The sequence below is a fragment of the Leclercia barmai genome, from assembly GCF_049312895.1.
GTDB lineage: Bacteria > Pseudomonadota > Gammaproteobacteria > Enterobacterales > Enterobacteriaceae > Enterobacter > Enterobacter barmai.
This window is the reverse complement of sequence record NZ_JBMNWZ010000002.1, coordinates 419212-439135: the sequence shown is the minus strand read 5'-3', so window position 1 is coordinate 439135 and position 19924 is coordinate 419212. Positions and strand designations below refer to the sequence as shown.

General features: G+C 57.4%; 20 protein-coding genes, 2 tRNA genes and 1 other annotated feature. Of the genes, 10 read left to right on the top strand and 12 right to left on the bottom strand.

From position 1 onward, the window contains the following. Positions 1-19: 19 nt before the first annotated feature. The 9 genes from hisIE to hisL form a co-directional block, all read right to left on the bottom strand. Entirely contained in the window at positions 20-631 is a 612-nt protein-coding gene (hisIE, locus tag ACOYA6_RS10505) for a bifunctional phosphoribosyl-AMP cyclohydrolase/phosphoribosyl-ATP diphosphatase HisIE (RefSeq protein WP_039030242.1), read from the bottom strand. After that, a complete protein-coding gene (gene hisF, locus ACOYA6_RS10500; protein ID WP_039030241.1) occupies positions 625-1401 on the bottom strand; it encodes an imidazole glycerol phosphate synthase subunit HisF in 777 nt (258 codons plus the stop codon). Before hisF ends, hisIE begins: the two co-directional genes overlap by 7 nt. Then, a complete protein-coding gene (gene hisA, locus ACOYA6_RS10495) occupies positions 1383-2120 on the bottom strand; it encodes a 1-(5-phosphoribosyl)-5-[(5-phosphoribosylamino)methylideneamino]imidazole-4-carboxamide isomerase (RefSeq protein ID WP_138369972.1) in 738 nt (245 codons plus the stop codon). The genes hisF and hisA overlap by 19 nt, the downstream gene beginning before the upstream one ends. Beyond that, a complete protein-coding gene (hisH, locus tag ACOYA6_RS10490; RefSeq protein ID WP_138369973.1) occupies positions 2120-2710 on the bottom strand; it encodes an imidazole glycerol phosphate synthase subunit HisH in 591 nt (196 codons plus the stop codon). The genes hisA and hisH overlap by 1 nt, the downstream gene beginning before the upstream one ends. After that, positions 2710-3777, bottom strand: a complete 1068-nt coding sequence (hisB, locus tag ACOYA6_RS10485) for a bifunctional histidinol-phosphatase/imidazoleglycerol-phosphate dehydratase HisB (RefSeq protein ID WP_039030238.1) — start codon at positions 3775-3777, stop codon at positions 2710-2712. The genes hisH and hisB overlap by 1 nt, the downstream gene beginning before the upstream one ends. Then, a complete protein-coding gene (gene hisC / locus ACOYA6_RS10480) occupies positions 3774-4835 on the bottom strand; it encodes a histidinol-phosphate transaminase (RefSeq protein ID WP_422654649.1) in 1062 nt (353 codons plus the stop codon). The genes hisB and hisC overlap by 4 nt, the downstream gene beginning before the upstream one ends. Then, positions 4832-6136 (bottom strand): histidinol dehydrogenase, encoded by a 1305-nt coding sequence (gene hisD, locus ACOYA6_RS10475; protein ID WP_422654648.1) that lies wholly within the window; start codon positions 6134-6136, stop codon positions 4832-4834. Before hisD ends, hisC begins: the two co-directional genes overlap by 4 nt. 94 nt (positions 6137-6230) lie before the next feature. Next, complete coding sequence (gene hisG, locus ACOYA6_RS10470) at positions 6231-7130, bottom strand: ATP phosphoribosyltransferase (RefSeq protein WP_039030235.1); 900 nt, start codon at positions 7128-7130, stop codon at positions 6231-6233. Between the two features lie 45 nt (positions 7131-7175). Continuing rightward, positions 7176-7299 (bottom strand) — a sequence feature (His leader region). After that, positions 7275-7325 carry a his operon leader peptide gene (gene hisL / locus ACOYA6_RS10465; RefSeq protein ID WP_001364200.1) on the bottom strand — a complete coding sequence of 17 codons (51 nt, stop codon included), beginning with the start codon at positions 7323-7325 and terminating at the stop codon, positions 7275-7277. It overlaps the preceding feature by 25 nt. Positions 7326-7499: 174 nt before the next feature. On the opposite strand from hisL, the gene ACOYA6_RS10460 reads away from it, so the two are divergent. From ACOYA6_RS10460 to ACOYA6_RS10445, 4 genes are all read left to right on the top strand, one after another. Next, entirely contained in the window at positions 7500-8324 is an 825-nt protein-coding gene (locus ACOYA6_RS10460; protein ID WP_138369976.1) for an SDR family oxidoreductase, read from the top strand. Between the two features lie 40 nt (positions 8325-8364). Beyond that, positions 8365-9285, top strand: coding sequence for a LysR family transcriptional regulator (locus ACOYA6_RS10455; protein WP_039030233.1), 921 nt, complete (start codon positions 8365-8367; stop codon positions 9283-9285). A 218-nt stretch (positions 9286-9503) separates the two neighbouring features. Continuing rightward, positions 9504-9566 (top strand): membrane protein YoeI, encoded by a 63-nt coding sequence (gene yoeI / locus ACOYA6_RS10450; protein WP_138370007.1) that lies wholly within the window; start codon positions 9504-9506, stop codon positions 9564-9566. Continuing rightward, positions 9556-10914: an APC family permease gene (locus ACOYA6_RS10445; protein ID WP_039030232.1), complete on the top strand. Its 1359-nt coding sequence runs from the start codon at positions 9556-9558 to the stop codon at positions 10912-10914. Before yoeI ends, ACOYA6_RS10445 begins: the two co-directional genes overlap by 11 nt. A gap of 87 nt (positions 10915-11001) precedes the next feature. Here the strand turns inward: ACOYA6_RS10445 and sbcB are convergent, their stop codons facing one another. After that, positions 11002-12426: an exodeoxyribonuclease I gene (sbcB, locus tag ACOYA6_RS10440; protein WP_422654647.1), complete on the bottom strand. Its 1425-nt coding sequence runs from the start codon at positions 12424-12426 to the stop codon at positions 11002-11004. Between the two features lie 210 nt (positions 12427-12636). On the opposite strand from sbcB, the gene dacD reads away from it, so the two are divergent. The 4 genes from dacD to ACOYA6_RS10420 all read left to right on the top strand — a co-directional run bounded on the left by dacD (position 12637) and on the right by ACOYA6_RS10420 (position 16061). Further along, on the top strand, positions 12637-13803 hold the full coding sequence (gene dacD, locus ACOYA6_RS10435) for a serine-type D-Ala-D-Ala carboxypeptidase DacD (RefSeq protein WP_422654646.1): 1167 nt from the start codon (positions 12637-12639) through the stop codon (positions 13801-13803). 121 nt (positions 13804-13924) lie between these two features. Next, the gene (sbmC, locus tag ACOYA6_RS10430; protein ID WP_039030230.1) at positions 13925-14398 is read left to right on the top strand and encodes a DNA gyrase inhibitor SbmC; all 474 of its coding nucleotides are present in this window, start codon (positions 13925-13927) and stop codon (positions 14396-14398) included. A 102-nt stretch (positions 14399-14500) separates the two neighbouring features. Beyond that, complete coding sequence (locus tag ACOYA6_RS10425; protein WP_039030229.1) at positions 14501-15559, top strand: FUSC family protein; 1059 nt, start codon at positions 14501-14503, stop codon at positions 15557-15559. A gap of 166 nt (positions 15560-15725) precedes the next feature. Continuing rightward, a complete protein-coding gene (locus ACOYA6_RS10420; protein WP_039030228.1) occupies positions 15726-16061 on the top strand; it encodes a DUF496 family protein in 336 nt (111 codons plus the stop codon). 110 nt (positions 16062-16171) lie between these two features. On the opposite strand, the gene ACOYA6_RS10415 is transcribed toward ACOYA6_RS10420, so the two are convergent. Beyond that, positions 16172-16247 (bottom strand) — tRNA-Asn (locus tag ACOYA6_RS10415). Positions 16248-16440: 193 nt separating this feature from the next. Here ACOYA6_RS10415 and ACOYA6_RS10410 point away from each other — a divergent pair. Then, positions 16441-17916 (top strand): EmmdR/YeeO family multidrug/toxin efflux MATE transporter, encoded by a 1476-nt coding sequence (locus tag ACOYA6_RS10410; protein ID WP_039030227.1) that lies wholly within the window; start codon positions 16441-16443, stop codon positions 17914-17916. An 80-nt stretch (positions 17917-17996) separates the two neighbouring features. Next, positions 17997-18072: transfer RNA gene (locus ACOYA6_RS10405), tRNA-Asn, on the top strand. Between the two features lie 85 nt (positions 18073-18157). Here ACOYA6_RS10405 and ACOYA6_RS10400 read toward each other — a convergent pair. Beyond that, on the bottom strand, positions 18158-19924 hold the full coding sequence (locus ACOYA6_RS10400; RefSeq protein ID WP_422654645.1) for an aminopeptidase P family protein: 1767 nt from the start codon (positions 19922-19924) through the stop codon (positions 18158-18160).

Below are 19924 nucleotides of genomic sequence, written 5' to 3'. Positions count from 1 at the left end.
CCGGGTTTCCCCGGTTTTTTTATTTATGCCGTTGGCGCAGATTCTCAATCACCGTTGTTAAATCGAGATCCTGATCCTGCAGCAGCACCAGCAGGTGATACATCAGGTCAGAGGCTTCATTCGTCAGCTCGGCCCGGTCGTTCACGGTGGCGGCCAGGGCTGTCTCAACACCTTCCTCACCGACCTTCTGCGCGATGCGCTTGGTGCCGCTGGCATAGAGCTTCGCAGTGTAGGAGCTCTGCGGGTCAGCGGTTTTGCGTTCCGCCAGCAGTTGCTCCAGCTGATACAGGAACAGCCACTGGTGGCTGGCGTCGCCAAAGCAGCTGCTGGTGCCGAGATGGCAGGTTGGTCCGATAGGGTTAACCAGCACCAGCAGGGTATCGTTATCGCAGTCCGGGGTGATGCTCACCACATTCAGAAAATGGCCGGAGGTCTCGCCTTTGGTCCACAGACGCTGTTTGGTGCGTGAGAAGAAGGTCACTTTGCCGCTGTCGAGGGTCTTCGCCAGGGCGTCCTGATTCATATAGCCCAGCATCAGCACTTCACCGGACACCGCGTGCTGCACCACCACCGGCATCAGGCCGTCGGTTTTTTCCCAGTCCAGCTGCGCACGTTGTTGCTCTGTTAACATACCCTGATCTCCACGCCCTGATTCGCCAGGAACGTTTTTAACTCACCAATATTAATAATTTGCTTGTGGAACACCGAGGCCGCCAGAGCGCCGTCAACGTCGGCATCGCGGAAGGCTTCCAGGAAGTGCTCCATTGTGCCTGCGCCACCCGAGGCAATCAGCGGCACGTGGCATACTTCGCGCACTTTTTTCAGCTGCGCCAGGTCATAGCCGTTACGCACGCCGTCCTGGTTCATCATGTTCAGCACGATCTCTCCCGCACCGCGCTTCTGCACTTCCTGCACCCAGTCCAGCGTCTCCCATTGGGTCACGCGGGTGCGGCTCTCGTCGCCGGTATACTGATTGACGTGATACTTGCCGGTAGCCTCGTCAAACCAGGTATCGATCCCGACCACAATGCACTGCACGCCGAAGCGGTCCGCCAGGCGGGTGATCAGCTCGGGGTCGGCCAGTGCAGGGGAGTTAATGGAGATCTTATCCGCGCCGAAGGAGAGAATTTTGGCCGCATCTTCCGCCGATTTAATCCCGCCCGCCACGCAGAAAGGAATGTCGATCACTTCCGCGACGCGCGCGACCCAGCTTTTATCCACCACGCGTCCATCACTGGAGGCAGTGATGTCATAGAAGACCAGTTCGTCAGCCCCTTCTTCCGCATAGCGTTTAGCCAGGGGAACGATATCACCGATGATTTCGTGGTTGCGGAACTGCACGCCTTTCACGACCTGACCATCACGCACGTCGAGACAAGGAATTATCCGTTTTGCCAGCATTGAATCGCCTCCGTCACAGTAAATTTTTCTTCCAGCAGGGCGCGACCAACGATAACCCCACGAACGCCCGTACCACGCAGGGCCGCGATATCATTTAAATCACCAATGCCGCCTGAGGACTGGAACGCCACCTGCGGATAACGGGCGCAAACCTCTTCGTACAGCGACACGTTAGAGCCCGCCAGCGTGCCGTCACGGGATATATCGGTGCAGAGGACATGCTTCAGCCCCTCCGGCAGATAGAGATCCACCAGCGCTTCCAGCGTCACGCCGGAGTTCTCCTGCCAGCCGCTGACCGCAACCTGTTTTTGTCCCTGGTCATCGATACGCACGTCCAGCGCCAGCACCAGCGCGTCGGCACCGAAGCGTCTGAACCAGCCTTTTACCGTCTCCGGATCTTTTACTGCCGTAGAGCCTACCACCACGCGCGCCACGCCCGCGTCGAGCAGCGCCGCCACGTCCTCTTCTGTACGCACGCCGCCGCCAACCTGGACCGGGACGTTCACGCCCGCGACCAGTTTTTTCAGCAATGGGATCTGCCGTCTGGCAGGATCTTTCGCGCCGGTCAGGTCAACCAGGTGCAGCACTTCTGCGCCCTGAGCGGCATAGTCCTGCAGCCGTGGCAGCGGATCGTTGCCATAGTCGCGTTGCTGCCCGTAGTCGCCCTGGTGAAGACGGACAACCGTGCCGTCAATTAAATCTAAAGCGGGAATAATCATTACATCTCCAGGAAGTTTTTCAGCAGCTGCGCCCCTGCGGCACCGGAACGCTCCGGGTGGAACTGCACGCCGTAGAAGTTATCTTTCTGCACTGCGGCGGTGAAAGGTTCACCGTAGTGGCACTGGGCGATGGTGTGGGCGTTAACCGGCATCGCATAGCTGTGCACGAAATAGAAGTACGCCCCGTCCTCGATCCCGCGGAACAGGCGATCACCCGCCTTCGGATAGACGCGGTTCCAGCCCATGTGCGGCAGCGGCAAACCGTGATCGGTCATCTTTGGCACGTCTTCATCGATAATGCCCAGCAGATCCACGCCGTTAGACTCTTCACTGCGACGGCCCAGCAGCTGCATCCCCAGACAAATCCCCAGCACCGGCTGGGTACAGGCTTTAATCAGTTCGACCAGCTCACGCTGGTGGATCTGATCCATCGCCGCCTGCGCCGTACCGACGCCCGGTAAAAAGAGTTTGCTGGCGCGCAGGACCACATCCGGATCGCGGCTGACCAGCGGGTCGTAGCCGTGACGGGCGATGGCGGATTTTACAGAGTTAAGGTTGGCGCAGCCGGTATCGAGGATCACCACGTTCATTACAGCACTCCTTTCGACGACGGCAGGGTATCGCCTTCCACGCGAATGGCCTGGCGCAGGGTGCGGCCAAAGGCCTTAAACAGGCTCTCCACGCGGTGGTGATCGTTCTTGCCTTTGGTTTTCAGGTGCAGCGTCAGGCCCATGGTATAGGAGAGGGAGCGGAAGAAGTGCTCAACCATCTCGGTGCTGAGGTCGCCCACGCGCTGGTAGGTAAAGTCGGCTTTGTATTCGAGGTGCGGACGGCCAGAGATATCCAGCGCGCAGCGGGCCAGGCACTCGTCCATCGGCAGCACAAAGCCAAAGCGGTTGATCCCGCGCTTGTCGCCCAGCGCCAGCTTCAGCGCTTCGCCCAGCGCCAGGCCGGTATCTTCCACGGTGTGGTGATCGTCAATGTAGAGATCGCCTTTTACGCCGATCTCCATGCGGAATCCGCCGTGGGTGGCGATCTGATCCAGCATATGATCGAAGAAGCCGACGCCGGTGTGGATCTTGCTGCCGCCTTCGCGATCCAGCCACACCTTCACGTCAATCTGCGTCTCTTTGGTGTTGCGCTCAACGTGGGAGAAACGGTCGCGTCTGGTCAGCTGCTCGCCAATCATCGCCCAGTTGAGGGTATCGCGGTTGTAGCGCAGGCCCGCGATGCCCATGTTCGTGGCGAGTTCAATGTCGGTGGCGCGATCGCCAATCACGTAGCTGTTGGCTTTATCCAGCGCCGCTTCGGCGAGGTACTGCTCAACCAGCTTCACCTTCGGCTTACGGCAGTCGCAGTTGTCTGCGGGTAAGTGCGGGCAGATCAGCACTTCATCAAACGCCACGCCCTGAGAAGAGAGGATCTGCATCATCAGATCGTGCGGACCGTCAAAATCGGCCTGAGGGAAGCTGTCGGTGCCCAGACCGTCCTGATTGGTGATCATCACCAGCTTAAAACCGGCCTTCTGCAGCTTAAGCAGCACAGGAATAACGTCGGCTTCAAACGCCAGCTTGTCGAAACGATCGACCTGAAAGTCCGTGGGTGGTTCTGAAATGATGGTGCCGTCACGATCGATAAAGAGGTACTTCTGGCTCATACTTTCTCCGCATTCAGGGCGTCGATAACGCGCTGGCTTTCTTCCCGGGTGCCCACGGAGATACGTAAGCAGCCACTCAAAGAGGGTTGTTTGTTCTGGTCTCTAAGGATAATGCCCTGATCCCACAAAGATTTAAATACTGCACTCGAGGCGGTGAAGCGCGCCAGAATATAGTTGGTTTCTGACTCGAAAACCTGCTCAACGCAGGCGATGTTTTTCAGCGCGCTGACGAGATACTCGCGCTCGGCAACGATCTGCGCCACCCGAGCGCGCATGGCGGTAATTCCCGCTGGCGCAAGGGCCTGAGCAGCGATATCCGCCACCGGGGTCGAGAGCGGATAGGGCGCAATCACCTTCATCAGCAGATCGATCACCTCTTTATTCGCCAGCGTAAAGCCGCAGCGCAGCCCGGCAAGGGCAAAGGCTTTTGACAGGGTACGCAGGATCACCAGGTGCGGATACTCAGCCAGCCACCCGGCCAGCGTCGCCTGCGGGCAGAACTCAATATAGGCTTCATCGGCGACCACCAGGGCTTTGCCGCGGGTCATCTCCAGCAGGGCGCGAATGTCCTGGGGGTTAATCAGCTGGCCGGTGGGGTTGTTCGGGCTGCAGACAAACACCACCTTCACGCCGTCGAGATTATCGGCGATACCCTGCAAATCGAGCTGCCAGTTTTCAAGAGAGGGCACCTTGCGCAGCTCAACGTTGAAGGTTTCGGCGCTCACGGTGTACATCCCGTAGGTCGGCGGGCAGTAGAGCACCGCGTCCTGGCCCGGCTCGCAGAAGGCACGGATCAGCAGTTCGATACCCTCATCTGCGCCGCGACTTACCAGCACCTGCTCCGGTTGCACGCCAGCATAGGCGGCGTAGTTTTCGATCACCGCTTTCGGCTGGCACTCCGGGTAGCGGTTCAGCGTCTGCTGGGTCAGATCAAAGGCGACAGGCGTCGGAAATTCATTGGCGTTCAGCCAGACATCGCCATTGCCCCCCAGGCGGCGGGCAGACTGATACGGGGTCAGGGCGCGAACGTTCTCGCGGGCTAACTCTTCAATATTCATGCTTGCTCCTTCAGGGCGGCAACGCGCAGCGTCACGGCATTTTTGTGGGCGGTGAGACGTTCGGCGGCGGCCAGCGTTTCAATGGTGGCCGCCAGGCTGGCAAAGCCCTCGCGGGAGAGTTCCTGCACGGTCATGCGCTTCTGGAAATCCGCCAGTCCCAGGCTGGAGCAGGTCGCGGTATAACCGTAAGTAGGCAGCACGTGGTTGGTGCCGGAGGCGTAATCCCCTGCGGATTCCGGGGACCAGTCGCCGAGGAATACCGAACCGGCGCTGGTGATGCTGTCGACCAGTTCACGGGCGTTGCGGGTCTGAATGATCAGGTGCTCCGGGCCATACAGGTTAGAAATGGCGATGCACTGGTCAAGATCCCGGGCCACAATCAGGCGGCTGGCAGAGAGCGCCTGACGGGCAGTTTCTGCGCGGGGCAGATCCGCGAGCTGGCGTTCCACGGCTTCGCCGACCCGTTTTGCCATATCCGCATCCGGCGTCAGCAGGATCACCTGTGAATCCGGGCCATGCTCGGCCTGAGAGAGCAGGTCAGAGGCCACGAAATCCGGCGTTGCACCGCTGTCGGCGATGACCAGTACTTCCGACGGACCGGCCGGCATGTCGATGGCCGCACCGTCCAGCCGCTGGCTGACCTGGCGCTTGGCTTCGGTGACGAAGGCGTTGCCCGGGCCAAAAATTTTATCCACGCGCGCAACGGATTCGGTACCCAGCGCCAGCGCCGCGATGGCCTGCGCCCCGCCAACCTTGTAGACCTCCTGCACGCCGCACAGCTGAGCGGCATACAGAATCTCATCGGCAATCGGCGGCGGCGAGCAGAGCACCACTTTCCGACAGCCGGCGATACGGGCAGGCGTCGCCAGCATCAGCACGGTAGAGAAGAGCGGGGCGGAGCCACCCGGAATATACAAGCCCACCGAGTCGACCGGACGGGTCACCTGCTGGCAGCGCACGCCGGGCAGCGTTTCCACGTCGACGGCGGGCAGTTGCTGGGCGGTGTGGAAGGTATCAATGTTCTGCACCGCAACGGCCATCGCCTGCTTTAATTCATCGCTCAGACGTGCCGCAGCCAGGGCGATCTCCTGCTCGCTCACCTTCAGCGCGCTAACCTCGGTTTTGTCGAATTTCGCGCTGTACTCCCGCAGGGCGTCGTCGCCGCGGGCTTTTACATTGTCCAGGATCTCCGCCACGGTGCGGGTGATGCTCTCCGAGGCGGAAATAGCCGGGCGCATCAGCAGCGCGCGTTGTTGCTCTGCGTCGCAGGTGTTCCAGTCGATGAGGGTATTAAAGCTCATATCATTTTCCTTTTACCGGATGCGCATTGCTTATCCGGCCTACTAGACCCGTAGGCCCGGTAAGCGTCAGCGCCACCGGGCAGCAAAAGTGGAATTACTCCATCATCTTCTCGATCGGCAGCACCAGGATAGAGCTGGCGCCCAGCGCTTTCAGTTTTTCCATGGTTTCCCAGAACAGGGTTTCGCTGCTGACCATATGCATCGCCACACGCTGCTGATCCCCTGCCAGCGGCAGAATGGTTGGGCGTTCGGCGCCCGGCAGCAGGGCAATCACTTCATCCAGACGTTCGGTTGGCGCGTGCATCATGATGTACTTGGATTCGCGCGCCTGAATCACGCCCTGGATACGGGTCAGCAGGCGGTCAATCAGCTGCTGTTTGGCTTCCGGCATGTCGCCGTCGCGCTGGATCAGGCAGGCCTTGGAGCGGTAAATCACTTCCACTTCGCGCAGGCCGTTAGCTTCCAGCGTTGCGCCGGTGGAGACCAGATCGCAAATCGCGTCAGCCAGACCGGCACGCGGCGCGACTTCAACAGAACCATTCAGCAGGCAGGATTTAAACTGCACGCCTTTTTGATCGAGGTAACGCTTCAGCAGGTGAGGGTAGGAGGTGGCGATACGCTTACCGTTCAGCCCGGCCGGGCCGTCCCAGGCTTCGTCAGCCGGGGTGGCCAGCGACAGGCGGCAGCCGCCAAAGTCCAGACGACGCAGCGTGAAGTAACGCGGGTCTTCGCCCTGCGCGCGGCGGGTCAGGAGCTCTTCTTCCAGCACGTTTTCGCCGATGATGCCCAGATCCACCACGCCGTCCATGACCAGGCCCGGAATGTCGTCGTCACGCACGCGCAGAATATCAATCGGCATATTCTCTGCCAGCGCAATCAGGCGCTGGGTGTGCAGGTTGATTTTTATGCCGCAGCGCGCCAGCAGTTCGCGGGAATCGTCGCTAAGACGACCTGATTTCTGCATAGCTATGCGTAAACGTGAATTATCTAACATTGTCGGTTCCTCATGATCCTGTTGTAACTTGCCTGAATACGGTCCAAAAAAAAGCCCCCGGAAGATGATCTTCCGGGGGCTTTTTCTTGCGCTCATGCACCACTGGAAGATCTGAATGTCTTCCAGCACACATCGCCTGAAAGACTAGTCAGGATGATGGTGATGATGGTGGTGTTTAAATTGAACGCGTGTCATAAAATTCTCGATGAATGCTTATTCATGTGATGTCGTTTAACCTAAACCACTTGCGCTACATAAAGCAAGGGCTTTTTTTTATCATTAAATGATTTCATATTGGCGCTATCAATTGTCAGTTCCGCGTGGCTGGCGTAGCCTTACAGCAGAGGCGTAAAAGTCAGGAGAAAACGCATGAAAAAGGTCGCAATTGTCGGTCTGGGATGGCTTGGAATGCCGCTGGCCATGTCGTTACAGGCGCGGGGCTGGCACGTTACCGGCAGTAAAACCACCGCAGATGGCGTCGAAGCGGCGCGAATGTGCGGCATTGAGAGCGTGGAGTTGCGCCTGGAGCCGGAACTGGTGTGCGACGCCGATGACCTGGATGCCCTGATGAATGTCGATGCGCTGGTCATTACCTTACCGGCGCGTCGCACAGGTCCGGGGGAAAACTATTACCTGCAGGCCGTGCAGGAAATTGTCGACAGCGCCCTGGCCCATCATATTCCGCGCATTATTTTCACCAGCTCAACCTCGGTATATGGCGATGTCGAAGGCGCCGTCAAAGAGAATATGCCGCGCCAGCCGGTAACGGCCAGCGGGCGTGTTTTAAAAGAGCTGGAGGACTGGCTGCATAATTTACCCGGCACACAGGTGGATATATTACGTCTGGCAGGGCTGGTAGGCCCGGGCCGTCATCCGGGACGTTTTTTTGCCGGAAAATCAGCGCCTGATGGACAGCATGGCGTCAATCTGGTCCATCTGGAGGATGTAATTAACGCGATTACTCTGCTATTGCAGGCTCCAAAGGGCGGGCACATCTATAATATATGTGCGCCCTCTCATCCAACACGCAGTACATTCTATCCGGTGATGGCCCGTCAGCTTGGTCTGGAGCCACCCCACTTCCACGATGCCCCCGGAGAGGGGAAGGGCAAATTGATTGATGGGAACCGCATCTGTCATGAACTGGGATTTGAGTATCTCTTTCCCGATCCGCTGGTTATGCCAATGGAGTAATGCCGCTGGCGGAGCGTAGGCGCACCACAAGGGGGTGAGCATGAAACCGCTGCTGGATGTCCTTATAATCCTTGATGCACTGGAAAAAGAGGGGAGCTTTGCTGCGGCGTCGGCGAAGCTCTTCAAAACGCCCTCCGCCCTCAGCTACACCGTCCATAAGCTCGAAAGCGACCTCAATATTCAGATCCTCGACCGTACCGGCCATCGGGCGCGGTTTACCCGCACCGGACAGATGCTGCTGGAAAAAGGACGGGAAGTGCTGCATTCCGTGCGTGAGCTGGAAAAACAGGCCGTTAAGCTGCATCAGGGCTGGGAAAACGAGCTGATTATCGGCGTAGACGACACTTTCCCTTTTTCACTGCTGGCGCCGTTAATTGAAGCCTTCTATCAGCATCACAGCGTCACCCGGCTTAAGTTTATCAACGGCGTGCTGGCGGGATCGTGGGAAGCGCTGGTGCAGGGGCGGGCGGATATCGTCGTTGGCGCGTTACATGAGCCGCCCCGGATCAGCGATTTTGGTTTTGCCTGTCTTGGACAACTGGAACAGGTATTCGTCATCGCGCCGCACCATCCTCTGGCCCAGGAGCCGGAGCCGGTTAACCGTCGGGTCATTAAAAGCTACCGCGCCATTGTGGTGGGCGATAACTCACTCACAGCCTCATCACAGCTGCTTGACGATCAGGAAGCCATCACCGTCTTCGATTTTAAAACCAAACTGGAACTGCAAATAAGCGGCCTGGGCTGCGGTTATCTGCCCCGTTATTTAGCTCAGCGCTTTATTGAGAGCGGGGCGTTAATTGAGAAGCAGGTGATGACGCAATCCAGCTATGATTCCGTATGGATCGGCTGGAATGAGCAGACCGCTGGGCTGGCGAGTGCATGGTGGCGGCAGGAAATTTTAGCAAATAGTGCTATTGCTGCGGTTTATGGGCAAAGCGAAGCCGATAAATCAAGCGATTAGTATGAATTTTTTGTTGCACGGGGCCTATGCACTCTTGCCTTTTCGTCCCAAACCAGGGCAAAATGCGCCGCTGCAAACATATAAATAATCGACGATATAAAAGGCGTCGGTTATTTTTTTTTGCATGTAAGAAAATCATTTAAATCCAAGAGGCCGGGCTTCGTACCGGATAGATATTTACTAAAATCCGACAGTTGTTGTCGCTGAGGAAGAAAGAAATGGGGCAATCATTCGCTTACGTGGCGGTATTCACCGTAAAGGAGAATAACTATGTCGCATAACGCAACTCCAAAAACCTCTCGCGTGGAATTACGTAAAACGCTTACGTTGATTCCGGTTGTTATGATGGGCCTTGCCTATATGCAGCCGATGACGCTGTTTGATACATTCGGTATTGTATCAGGCCTCACTGACGGTCACGTTGCAACGGCGTATGCCTTTGCGCTGGTCGCGATTCTCTTTACTGCGCTGAGCTACGGCAAGCTGGTTCGCCGCTTCCCGTCCGCAGGCTCTGCGTACACCTATGCTCAGAAATCCATTAGCCCGGCCGTTGGCTTTATGGTGGGCTGGTCATCCCTGCTGGACTACCTGTTCATGCCGATGATCAACATTCTGCTGGCAAAAATTTACTTCGAAGCGCTGGTGCCTTCCGTACCGTCGTGGATCTTCGTTGTGGCGCTGGTGGCCTTTATGACCATCTCTAACCTGCGCAGCATCAAGACCGTTGCTAACTTCAACACCCTGATCGTTATCCTGCAGATGGGTATCGTGGCGGTGATTGTCGGTCTGATCATCTACGGGGTTTCCCACGGTGAAGGTGCAGGTACGCTGGTAAGCTCACGTCCGTTCTGGTCTGAAGGCGCGCACGTTGTGCCGATGATCACCGGTGCGACAATCCTGTGCTTCTCGTTCCTGGGCTTCGACGGTATCTCTTCTCTGTCTGAAGAGACCAAAGACGCAGAGCGTGTGATCCCGCGTGCCATCTTCCTGACGGCGCTGCTGGGCGGCGTGATCTTTATTGGCGCGTCTTACTTCCTGCAGCTGTACTTCCCGGATATCTCTCGCTTCAAAGATCCGGACGCGTCACAGCCAGAAATCATGCTGTATGTTGCCGGTAAAACCTTCCAGTGGGGCGTGCTGATCTTCTCCAGCGTTACCGTTCTGGCATCCGGTATGGCGGCGCACGCAGGCGTTTCTCGTCTGATGTACGTAATGGGTCGCGATGGCGTGTTCCCGACTCGCTTCTTCGGTTATGTTCATCCGAAATGGCGTACCCCGGCATGGAACGTGCTGCTGGTCGGTGCAATTGCGCTGCTGGCAATCAACTTCGACCTGGTTACCGCGACTGCCCTGATTAACTTCGGCGCGCTGGTTGCCTTTACCTTTGTTAACCTCTCCGTGATCTCTCAGTTCTGGATCCGTGAGAAGCGCAACAAAACGCTGAAAGACCACTTCAACTATCTGGTACTGCCAGTCTGTGGCGCGCTGACCGTTGGCGCACTGTGGGTCAACCTGGAAGAGAGCTCCATGGTTCTGGGTCTGATCTGGGGTGGTATCGGCCTGATTTACCTGGCCTGCGTGACCAAAAGCTTCCGCAACCCGGTTCCTCAGTACGAAGACGTTGCATAACAAATCCTGAGCCCGGCAAGCGTAGCGCCGCCGGGCAAAGCAAAAAAAACCGGAGAACATCGCCTCCGGTTTTTTTATGCCCTGAACTTACACAATTTCCTGCACATACTGATACAGCGCCTTCAACAGCGCCTGCTTCTCGGCGTTGCCTTCATACTCACCGTAGAGCATCTCCAGCTCTTGCGCGTAAGTCTGCAAATACTCCGGCGTAAAGACGTTGCGGCGATGCTGTAACCAGCGCTCCTGCTCGGCCTCATCCAGCGTGCCGGGGAAATTACGGGCGCGGTAGTTAAACATCAGCTTCCTGATGCGCTCATCCACAAAGGTGATATCCAGCGCGGGCAGGTTGCGGGGATCGGTCTTTAACACGATGTTCATGGCATTGCGGTCCGCATCGCTGAAAAAGCCGTTATAGAGCTGGGCATCGACGTTCTCTGAGGGGATGAACGGCTCCGCTTCGGCAAAAATCGCCACCGCTTTTTCGCGCACCTGCGGGTTATCCCGCAGCAACTTCAGGTTAGCCAGGCAGCGCTGCCTGTCGATTCCCAGCCTCTCAGCATCTTCCGGGCGCAGGGTGTTGGCAGGGGCCAGCACCGGACACTTGTTGATGTGCACCAGCTTCACCGGCACGGCGGCATCCTCGCCCAGCGCCTCTTTCGGCGTGTACAGCCGCTCACGAAGCTGGTCGCTGTCGAGGGTCAGCAGTGGGGTGATATCACCCGCCAGATCCACCATAATCACCGCGTTGCGGTTTTCCGGATGCCAGGCCAGAGGGGCGACCCAGCTGGTATTGCCGCGCCAGGCACCAAACATGCCGGAGATATGCATCAGCGGCTTCATCTGCGGTACGTCAATCAGGGTGGTTAATTTTTGCTTGCTGCGATGGCTGAGCAGGTACTCGAACAGCTTCGGCTGCCGGGTCTTCACCAGCTTCGCCATCGCAATGGTGGCATACACATCCGCCATGGCGTCGTGGGCGTTGCTGTGTTCAATGCCGTTCGCGCGGGTCAGATGCTCCAGGCGGAAGCTGGGCAGTCCGTCGTCGTTCTCAGGCCAGTTGATCCCCTCCGGGCGCAGGGCGTAGCAGGCGCGCATTACGTCGAGCAGATCCCAGCGTGAATTACGGTTTTGCCAGCTCCAGGCATAGGGATCGTAGAAGTTACGGTAGAAGATATGGCGGGTCACTTCGTCATCGAAGCGCACGTTGTTGTAGCCCACCACGCAGGTGTTGGGCACGGTGAACAGGTCGTGAATACGACGGGCGAACTCTGCCTCATTCACCCCTTTCTCGCGGGCTTCCTGCGGCGTGATGCCGGTCACCATCACCGCGCCGGGCTGGGGTAAATAGTCATCGGCCGGTTTGCAGTAAAACACCTCCGGCTCGCCGATAACGTTGAAATCTTCATCGGTGCGGATAGCGGCAAACTGAGCGGGGCGATCCAGCGACGGGCTGGTGCCAAAGGTCTCGTAATCGTGAAATAAAAATGTAGGGCGCGCGGCGGAGTCAGACACCAGTAATACCATCCTGTTTATGAGTGACCTCACTATGGTAAACCATCCGGGCTGGCACGCCGAAGGAAATGCGCTGTAACCGTGCAAATTTGCGAAGCATCGTCCGGGAAAACTATGCGTACTGTCACATTTTTTTGCAATTAATCCAGGAATCAACCTGAAAAGTTCCGTAAAAAGGTCAACGATTTTAAACGACCTGAGGATACACCGTTGAAACGCCGTCTGTTTATTGCTGTTTCTTTACTCACTTTGAGCATTTCATCCGCGCTGGCTGCCGACCCAATTAACTATGCGCCGCAGCCGCCGGCTATCCAGGCGGGATCCTGGGTGCTGATGGACTATACGACGGGGCAAATTTTAACGGCGGGCAATGAACACCAGCAGCGCAATCCTGCGAGCCTGACCAAGCTGATGACGGGGTATGTGGTCGATCGCGCTATCGACAGCCACCGTATCACGCCGGAAGACATGGTCACCGTGGGGCAGGACGCCTGGGCAAAGGGCAATCCGGTCTTTGACGGCTCCTCGCTGATGTTCCTGAAAGCAGGCGAGCGCGTTTCCGTGCGCGACCTTAGCCGCGGCCTGATTGTTGACTCCGGCAACGACGCCTGCGTGGCGCTGGCCGACTATGTGGCGGGCGGGCAGCCGCAGTTCGTTACGATGATGAATGATTACGTCAAAAAGCTGAATCTGCGCGATACCCATTTTGAAACGGTCCACGGTCTCGATGCGCCGGGCCAGCACAGCTCCGCCTTCGACCTGGCGGTGCTCTCCCGTGCCATCATCCACGGCGAGCCGGCGTTTTATCACATGTACAGCGAAAAGAGCCTGACCTGGAACGGCATCACCCAGCAGAACCGTAACGGCCTGCTGTGGGATAAATCGCTCAGCGTGGATGGCCTGAAAACCGGGCACACCTCCGGCGCCGGCTTTAACCTGATCGCCTCCGCCGTTGACGGTGAGCGCCGTCTGATTGCCGTCGTGATGGGAGCCGAAAGCCCGAAAGGTCGCGAGGATCAGGCGCGCAAACTTCTCCACTGGGGACAGCAGAATTTCGATACCGTGCAAATCCTGCGTAACGGCAAGCAGGTGGGCAACGAGCGCATCTGGTACGGCGATAAGGAGCGTATTTCGCTCGGCACCGATCAGGACTTCTGGCTGGCGCTGCCGAAGGCGGAGGTGCCGAACATTAAGGCCAAGTACGTGCTGGACAAGAAAGAGCTGGAAGCGCCGGTTGCCGCCCATCAGCGTGTAGGGGAGATCGAGCTATACGATCGCGATAAAGTCGTGGCCCACTGGCCGCTGGTGACGCTGGAAAGCGTCGGTAAAGGCGGGATGTTCTCGCGTCTGAGCGATTATCTGCATCATAAAGCATAACGTATGAAGGAGCAGGCTGGCGACTGTGCGAGCCTGCTCGCATAATAAACAGTTCATCATTGTTAAACCGCTTTTCTCTGCATTACAGTGTATATATATACAGTAAACAATCGGAGGCAGCATGGACTACAGCATCACGCACCAGAATAAACGCAAAATTGCCGGTTTTCATATGGTTGGCCCATGGGAACAAACCGTTAAGCAGGGTTTTGAGCAACTGATGATGTGGGTGGAAGGGCGTCAGATCCAACCCCTGGAGTGGGTGGCGGTTTACTACGATAATCCCGATGAAGTTCCTGCTGAAAAGCTGCGCTGCGACACGGTTGTCACCGTGCCGGACGATTTTGTTATCCCACCTAACAGCGAAGGGGTGATCCTCACCGAAGTGGCAGAGGGCGACTACGCGGTGGCGAAAGCCCGCGTCGAGAACCACGATTTCGCCACCCCGTGGAACCTGTTTTTCGATAGCCTGCTTGAAGATGTCGATTACCAGATCGCGCCAAAAGCCTGCTTTGAACGCTATCTGAATGACGGCAACGCCGACGGTTTCTGGGATATTGAGATGTTTATTCCTGTTCAGAACCGTATCGCGTAAGAGGCCACTAATTCTTACTCTTTCCAGGGTTTTTCTGCCGGGGGGCACAACTCCGGCAGAAAACACAGTACAATCAGGGTTTGCCGTAAAGCTGGAGAGCCTGTGCGCCCCGACAAGTCTCTGACACCTTTTGAAATTCGACTGTATCGTCATTACCGCACCGTACACGGCTGCCGTATCGCACTGGCGTTTATCCTCACCTTTTTACTGGTGCGTCTGCTGGACGTGCCAGAAGGAACATGGCCGCTCATCACCCTGGTGGTCATCATGGGGCCCATCTCTTTCTGGGGGAACGTGGTTCCGCGCGCGTACGAGCGTATTGGCGGCACCATTCTGGGCTCGGCGCTGGGGTTAATTGCCCTGAAGCTGGAGCTTATCTCTCTGCCGCTGATGCTGCTGTGGTGCGCGGCGGCCATGTTCCTCTGCGGCTGGCTGGCGCTCGGTAAACGACCCTATCAGGCGCTGCTTATCGGCATCACCCTCGCGGTGGTTATTGGCGCGCCGACCGGGGACATGCAGACTGCGCTGTGGCGAAGCGGCGACGTTATCCTCGGTTCCCTGCTGGCGATGCTGTTTACCGGCATCTGGCCGCAGCGGGCGTTTTTACACTGGCGTATCCAGATGGCGAACTACGTTACCGCCTTTAACCGGGTCTACCAGGCGGGGTTTTCACCCAACCTGGTTGAGCGTCCGCGGCTGGAAAAGCACCTGCAGACCATCCTCAACGACGTGGTAAAAATGCGTGGCCTGATTACCCCGGCCAGCAAAGAGACCCATATTCAGCGAGCCATCTTCGAGGCGATCCAGACCGTCAGCCGCAACCTGGTCTGCATGCTCGAACTGCAGATCAACGCGCACTGGTCCTCCCGGGCCAGCCATTTTGTGATGCTCAATGCCAGGACGCTCAAAGAGACGCAGCAGATGACTCAGCAAACGCTGCTCACCATCGCCCATGCGCTTTACGAAGGCAATCCGCAGCCCATACTGGCCAACACCGAGCGGCTGAATGAAATTGTTGCCGAGCTGCGTCAGCTGATGAACGATCACCGCAGTGAAAACGTGGCGGAAACGCCCATTCACGGCTATGTATGGTTGAGCATGGAACTTGCCCGCCAGCTGGAATTACTGTCACATCTTATCTGCCGGGCACTGCGCAAATAAAAAGCGGCTATGCGCGGTTGCGTTGTCTGCTGCTTCGATTCAGCAGAAATTGAGGTTATGATAGGGACAAAGGAAAAATTATTGTCATCAGCAATCGCTATCAGTAAGTTAATGCCATAGCGGTTGTTTAAACGAATCCGAATCTCACATTATCAGGGGTGTAAAAATGGAAACTACTAAGCCTTCGTTCCAGGATGTTCTGGAATTCGTCCGCCTGTTCCGCCGCAAGAACAAACTGCAACGTGAAATCCAGGACGTTGAGAAGAAGATCCGTGACAACCAGAAGCGAGTTCTGCTGCTGGACAACCTGAGCGATTACATCAAACCAGGCATGAGCGTTGAAGCAATCCAGGGCATCATTGCCAGCATGAAAAGCGACTACGAAGACCGCGTAGATGATTACATCATCAAAAACGCTGAGATCTCTAAAGAACGTCGTGAAATCTCGAAAAAGCTGAAAGTGATGGGCGAGATGAAGCACGCTGAAGTCAAAGGCGAATAATCGCCGCTGAACAGACTAAGCCCTCCGACCTGTCGGGGGGCTTTTTTTTGGCCGCCGTTTACCCGCCCCGGAAAAGCAAAAAGCCTGCTCGAAAGCAGGCTTCTTAAATGTGGCTCCTCTGACTGGACTCGAACCAGTGACATACGGATTAACAGTCCGCCGTTCTACCGACTGAACTACAGAGGAATCGTTGTGGAGCGTTATCTTAGCGGCGAAAAAACTTTTGTCAAACCTGATCTTAGCCAGGATTGTTCAACTGCCGATTCTGTCATCAGTTTGTCGTAATTACCAACATATTTTTGTGGGAAATACTTTGCAGGATCTGCATTTCTCCCTCATTATTTGAAATGTAGTTTCAACTCTCTCTCTAAGGTCCATTTTGAACGTCACCTCCGCTTTACGCCAGGCCGTGATGCGCACGCGCTGGTATAGCAAACGTAAGAGCTACAAAGTTCTCTTCTGGCGCGAAATCACCCCCCTGGCCGTGCCTATTTTTCTGGAAAATACCTGCGTTCTGCTGATGGGCGTGCTCAGCACCTTCCTGGTGAGCTGGCTCGGTAAAGAGGCGATGGCGGGCGTGGGGCTGGCCGACAGTTTCAATATGGTCATCATCTCCTTCTTTGCGGCCATCGATCTGGGTACCACGGTGGTGGTGGCATTTAGCCTCGGTAAGCGCGATCCGCGCCGGGCCCGGGCGGCTGCCAGACAGTCGCTGGTGATCATGACCCTGTTCTCCATTGTGCTGGCGGCGGTGATCCACTATTTCGGCGAAGAGATCATCAATGTGGTTGCCGGTGAGGCCACCGGCGAGGTGAAAGCCCTGGCGCTGTCGTATCTTGAAATGACAGTGCTCAGCTACCCGGCAGCGGCCATTGCGCTGATTGGCAGCGGGGCGCTGCGTGGGGCAGGGAATACCAAAATTCCGCTGCTGATTAACGGCGGGATGAACATCCTCAACATCATGATCAGCAGCGTGCTGATCTACGGGATTTTCTCCTGGGACGGGCTCGGGTTTGTCGGGGCCGGTCTGGGGCTGACGATCTCCCGCTATATCGGTGCCATCGCGATTATTGTGGTGCTGGCGGTTGGTTTTAATCCGGCGCTGCGTATCAGCCTCAAAAGCTATTTCAAGCCGCTCAATTTCGCCATTATCTGGGAAGTGATGGGCATCGGCGTGCCCGCCAGTATTGAGTCGGTGCTGTTCAACGGCGGCAAACTGTTGACCCAGATGTTTGTGGCCGGGATGGGGACCGACGTCATCGCCGGTAACTTTATCGCCTTTTCCATCGCCGCATTGATCAACCTGCCGGGTAACGCCCTGGGTTCCGCTTCCACCATCATCACCGGTAAACGGCTCGGGAAAGGGCAGATCGGCCAGGCGGAGCGCCAGTTGCGCCACGTCTTCTGGCTCTCGACGATCGGGCTTACCGCCATTGCCTGGGGCACTGCGCCGTTCGCCAGCCTGCTGGCGTCGTTCTATACCCATGAGCAGGACGTTAAGGACGTGGTGGTGATCCTCATCTGGCTTAACGCCGCCTTTATGCCGATCTGGGCGGCGTCCTGGGTGCTGCCTGCCGGGCTGAAAGGCGCGCGCGATGCCCGCTTTGCCATGTGGGTCTCTATGCTCGGGATGTGGGGCTGTCGCGTGGTGGCCGGTTATACCCTGGGGATCATGCTGGGTATGGGCGTGGTGGGTGTCTGGCTGGGGATGTTCCTCGACTGGGCGGTACGCGGCGCGTTGTTCTACTGGCGCATGGTCAGCGGACGCTGGCTGTGGAAATATCCGCGACCCGCGCGTGAAAATGCGGCGGTAATCCCCGAGGAACGGATAGCGAATGTGCAAACTGGGGAATAAATCGGCAAACGATGCAAAAACTGCATTCTGCCTTTGACATCGCCAGGTGGCATCGCTAATATTCGCCCCGTTCACACGATTCCTCTGTAGTTCAGTCGGTAGAACGGCGGACTGTTAATCCGTATGTCACTGGTTCGAGTCCAGTCAGAGGAGCCATATTTAAGAAGCCCGCTTAAGGAAACTTAAGCGGGCTTTTTGCTTTTTCTGATTGCCCCCTCCGCCAGGAGAGGGCGAGTACAGGCTACCGGTGCACGCGCGCCGTTGCCGCGATCAGCCACGGACGGGCCTCACTGCTAACGTGCGGCGAGAGCGCCTCGCGTACCCGGTGGTGGTAATCATTCAGCCACTTAATCTCTTTATCGCTGAGCAGCGCCAGCTGCACCTGGCTCAGATCAATCGGGGCCAGCGTCAGCGACGCGAAGCGGCAGAAGCCCGGCACGCTTTCTACCACCTCCACCTGGTTTTCAATGCGGATACCGTACGCATCGGCCAGATAATAGCCCGGCTCAATAGTCATGATATTGCCTGCCACCAGCGGCCAGGGGTTGACCTTCTTCGCGATCCGCTGCGGATTTTCATGGATCAGCAGCTGGTGGCCGACGCCATGTCCGGTGCCATGATCAAAATCGAGCCCCAGCTCCCACAGCGCAGACCGCGCAAAAGCATCAATCTGATGCCCGCATGTCCCGGTCGGGAATTGCAGGGAAATGAGCGATAAAAAGCCTTTCAACACCGCAGTGTAATGCAGTCGACACTGCTCGCTCAGCGGACCGAAAGCCAGAGTGCGCGTGGCGTCGGTGGTGCCGTTGTGATACTGCCCGCCGGAATCGTTGAGGTAAAAATGCGCGCGGGTGATGGCGGTATTGGTCTGCTCGCTGGAGTGGTAGTGGCACATCGCCGCGTTGCCGGCGGAGGCGGATATGGTGGCAAAACTCTGTTCGATAAAGCCCGGCCGCTGCTGGCGGAAGATAAGCTGCTGCGCCTGGGCCTCCAGTTCGGTAATGGGGTTGCCAGCGGCTTCGCGACGCGGCACCTCGTGCGCCAGCCAGGCAAGGAAGTTGACCCACGCCACGCCATCCTGATGGTGACTGTCGCGGTAGCCCGCCAGCTCGACAGGGTTTTTGTGTGCTTTCATCGCGGTGATCGGATCGGCGTGCCAGACGATCTCTCCCTGCGATTCAACGGCAAAGCGCAGGGCGACAGGCGCTGTATCGGCATCAATCATAAGTCGTTTACCCACACAGAGTTGCTGGCTGCGCGTCAGGAAATCCGCTTCAGGCGATGACGTCAGGCTCTCCAGCAGCGCGGACGGAAGTCCGCGGGTTTTCTCTGGCGTGACAAACCACTCCACCGCACCCTCGTGGCTCAGCAGGGCAAACGAGTTTGGCACCGGGCTCATCGGGATATCGCTGCCGCGCACGTTGAGCAGCCAGGCGATGTTGTCCGGCTGAGTGATAGCCAGATAATCGGCGTTCTGTTTTGCCAGAATAGCGGCCACGCGCTGGCGTTTATCGGCGCTGCTCTCGCCGCTGATCTCCAACGGCATTTCGCGGATGGCACCCACAGGCGGGGCCGGACGATCCTGCCAGAGGATATCGAACGGGGAGTCATTCAGGGCGACCAGCTCGCAGTGGCTGGCGTTCAGCGCTTCGTACTGGGCGTTGGTCATCAGCATCGCTTCAAAAGCGATTCGGGTATCCGCCGCCACGTTCTGCTGCAACCAGTCCGCCAGCGGATCGTTGTGCAGGTGCAGGATCTCAACCTCGGCCAGATTAACCTGTTCACGGGCCTGAACCTGATAACGTCCGTCGACAAACAGCAGGGCGCGATCGCGCAGGATCAGGGCGTGGCCCGCCGAGCCGTCGAAGCCGGTTAGCCAGGCGAGAATATCGTCGTGCGGGTGGCAATATTCACTCTGAAAGGCATCGGCGCGCGGCACGATAATGCCATCCAGCGCCTGGGTTTCCAGCCACTGGCGCAGGGCGGATAGCGGTGATGTGGTTTGCAT

Excerpts from the sequence above, each read along its gene's own strand:
- hisH (WP_138369973.1), bottom strand. The coding sequence starts at position 2,710 with ATGAACGTGGTGATCCTCGATACCGGCTGCGCCAACCTTAACTCTGTA.
- hisF (WP_039030241.1), bottom strand. The coding sequence starts at position 1,401 with ATGCTGGCAAAACGGATAATTCCTTGTCTCGACGTGCGTGATGGTCAG.
- hisD (WP_422654648.1), bottom strand. The coding sequence starts at position 6,136 with ATGAGCTTTAATACCCTCATCGACTGGAACACCTGCGACGCAGAGCAA.
- hisA (WP_138369972.1), bottom strand. The coding sequence starts at position 2,120 with ATGATTATTCCCGCTTTAGATTTAATTGACGGCACGGTTGTCCGTCTT.
- ACOYA6_RS10400 (WP_422654645.1), bottom strand. The coding sequence starts at position 19,924 with ATGCAAACCACATCACCGCTATCCGCCCTGCGCCAGTGGCTGGAAACC.
- sbmC (WP_039030230.1), top strand. The coding sequence starts at position 13,925 with ATGGACTACAGCATCACGCACCAGAATAAACGCAAAATTGCCGGTTTT.
- hisIE (WP_039030242.1), bottom strand. The coding sequence starts at position 631 with ATGTTAACAGAGCAACAACGTGCGCAGCTGGACTGGGAAAAAACCGAC.
- hisC (WP_422654649.1), bottom strand. The coding sequence starts at position 4,835 with ATGAATATTGAAGAGTTAGCCCGCGAGAACGTTCGCGCCCTGACCCCG.
- ACOYA6_RS10460 (WP_138369976.1), top strand. The coding sequence starts at position 7,500 with ATGAAAAAGGTCGCAATTGTCGGTCTGGGATGGCTTGGAATGCCGCTG.
- ACOYA6_RS10445 (WP_039030232.1), top strand. The coding sequence starts at position 9,556 with ATGTCGCATAACGCAACTCCAAAAACCTCTCGCGTGGAATTACGTAAA.
- hisB (WP_039030238.1), bottom strand. The coding sequence starts at position 3,777 with ATGAGCCAGAAGTACCTCTTTATCGATCGTGACGGCACCATCATTTCA.
- ACOYA6_RS10420 (WP_039030228.1), top strand. The coding sequence starts at position 15,726 with ATGGAAACTACTAAGCCTTCGTTCCAGGATGTTCTGGAATTCGTCCGC.
- ACOYA6_RS10455 (WP_039030233.1), top strand. The coding sequence starts at position 8,365 with ATGAAACCGCTGCTGGATGTCCTTATAATCCTTGATGCACTGGAAAAA.
- hisG (WP_039030235.1), bottom strand. The coding sequence starts at position 7,130 with ATGTTAGATAATTCACGTTTACGCATAGCTATGCAGAAATCAGGTCGT.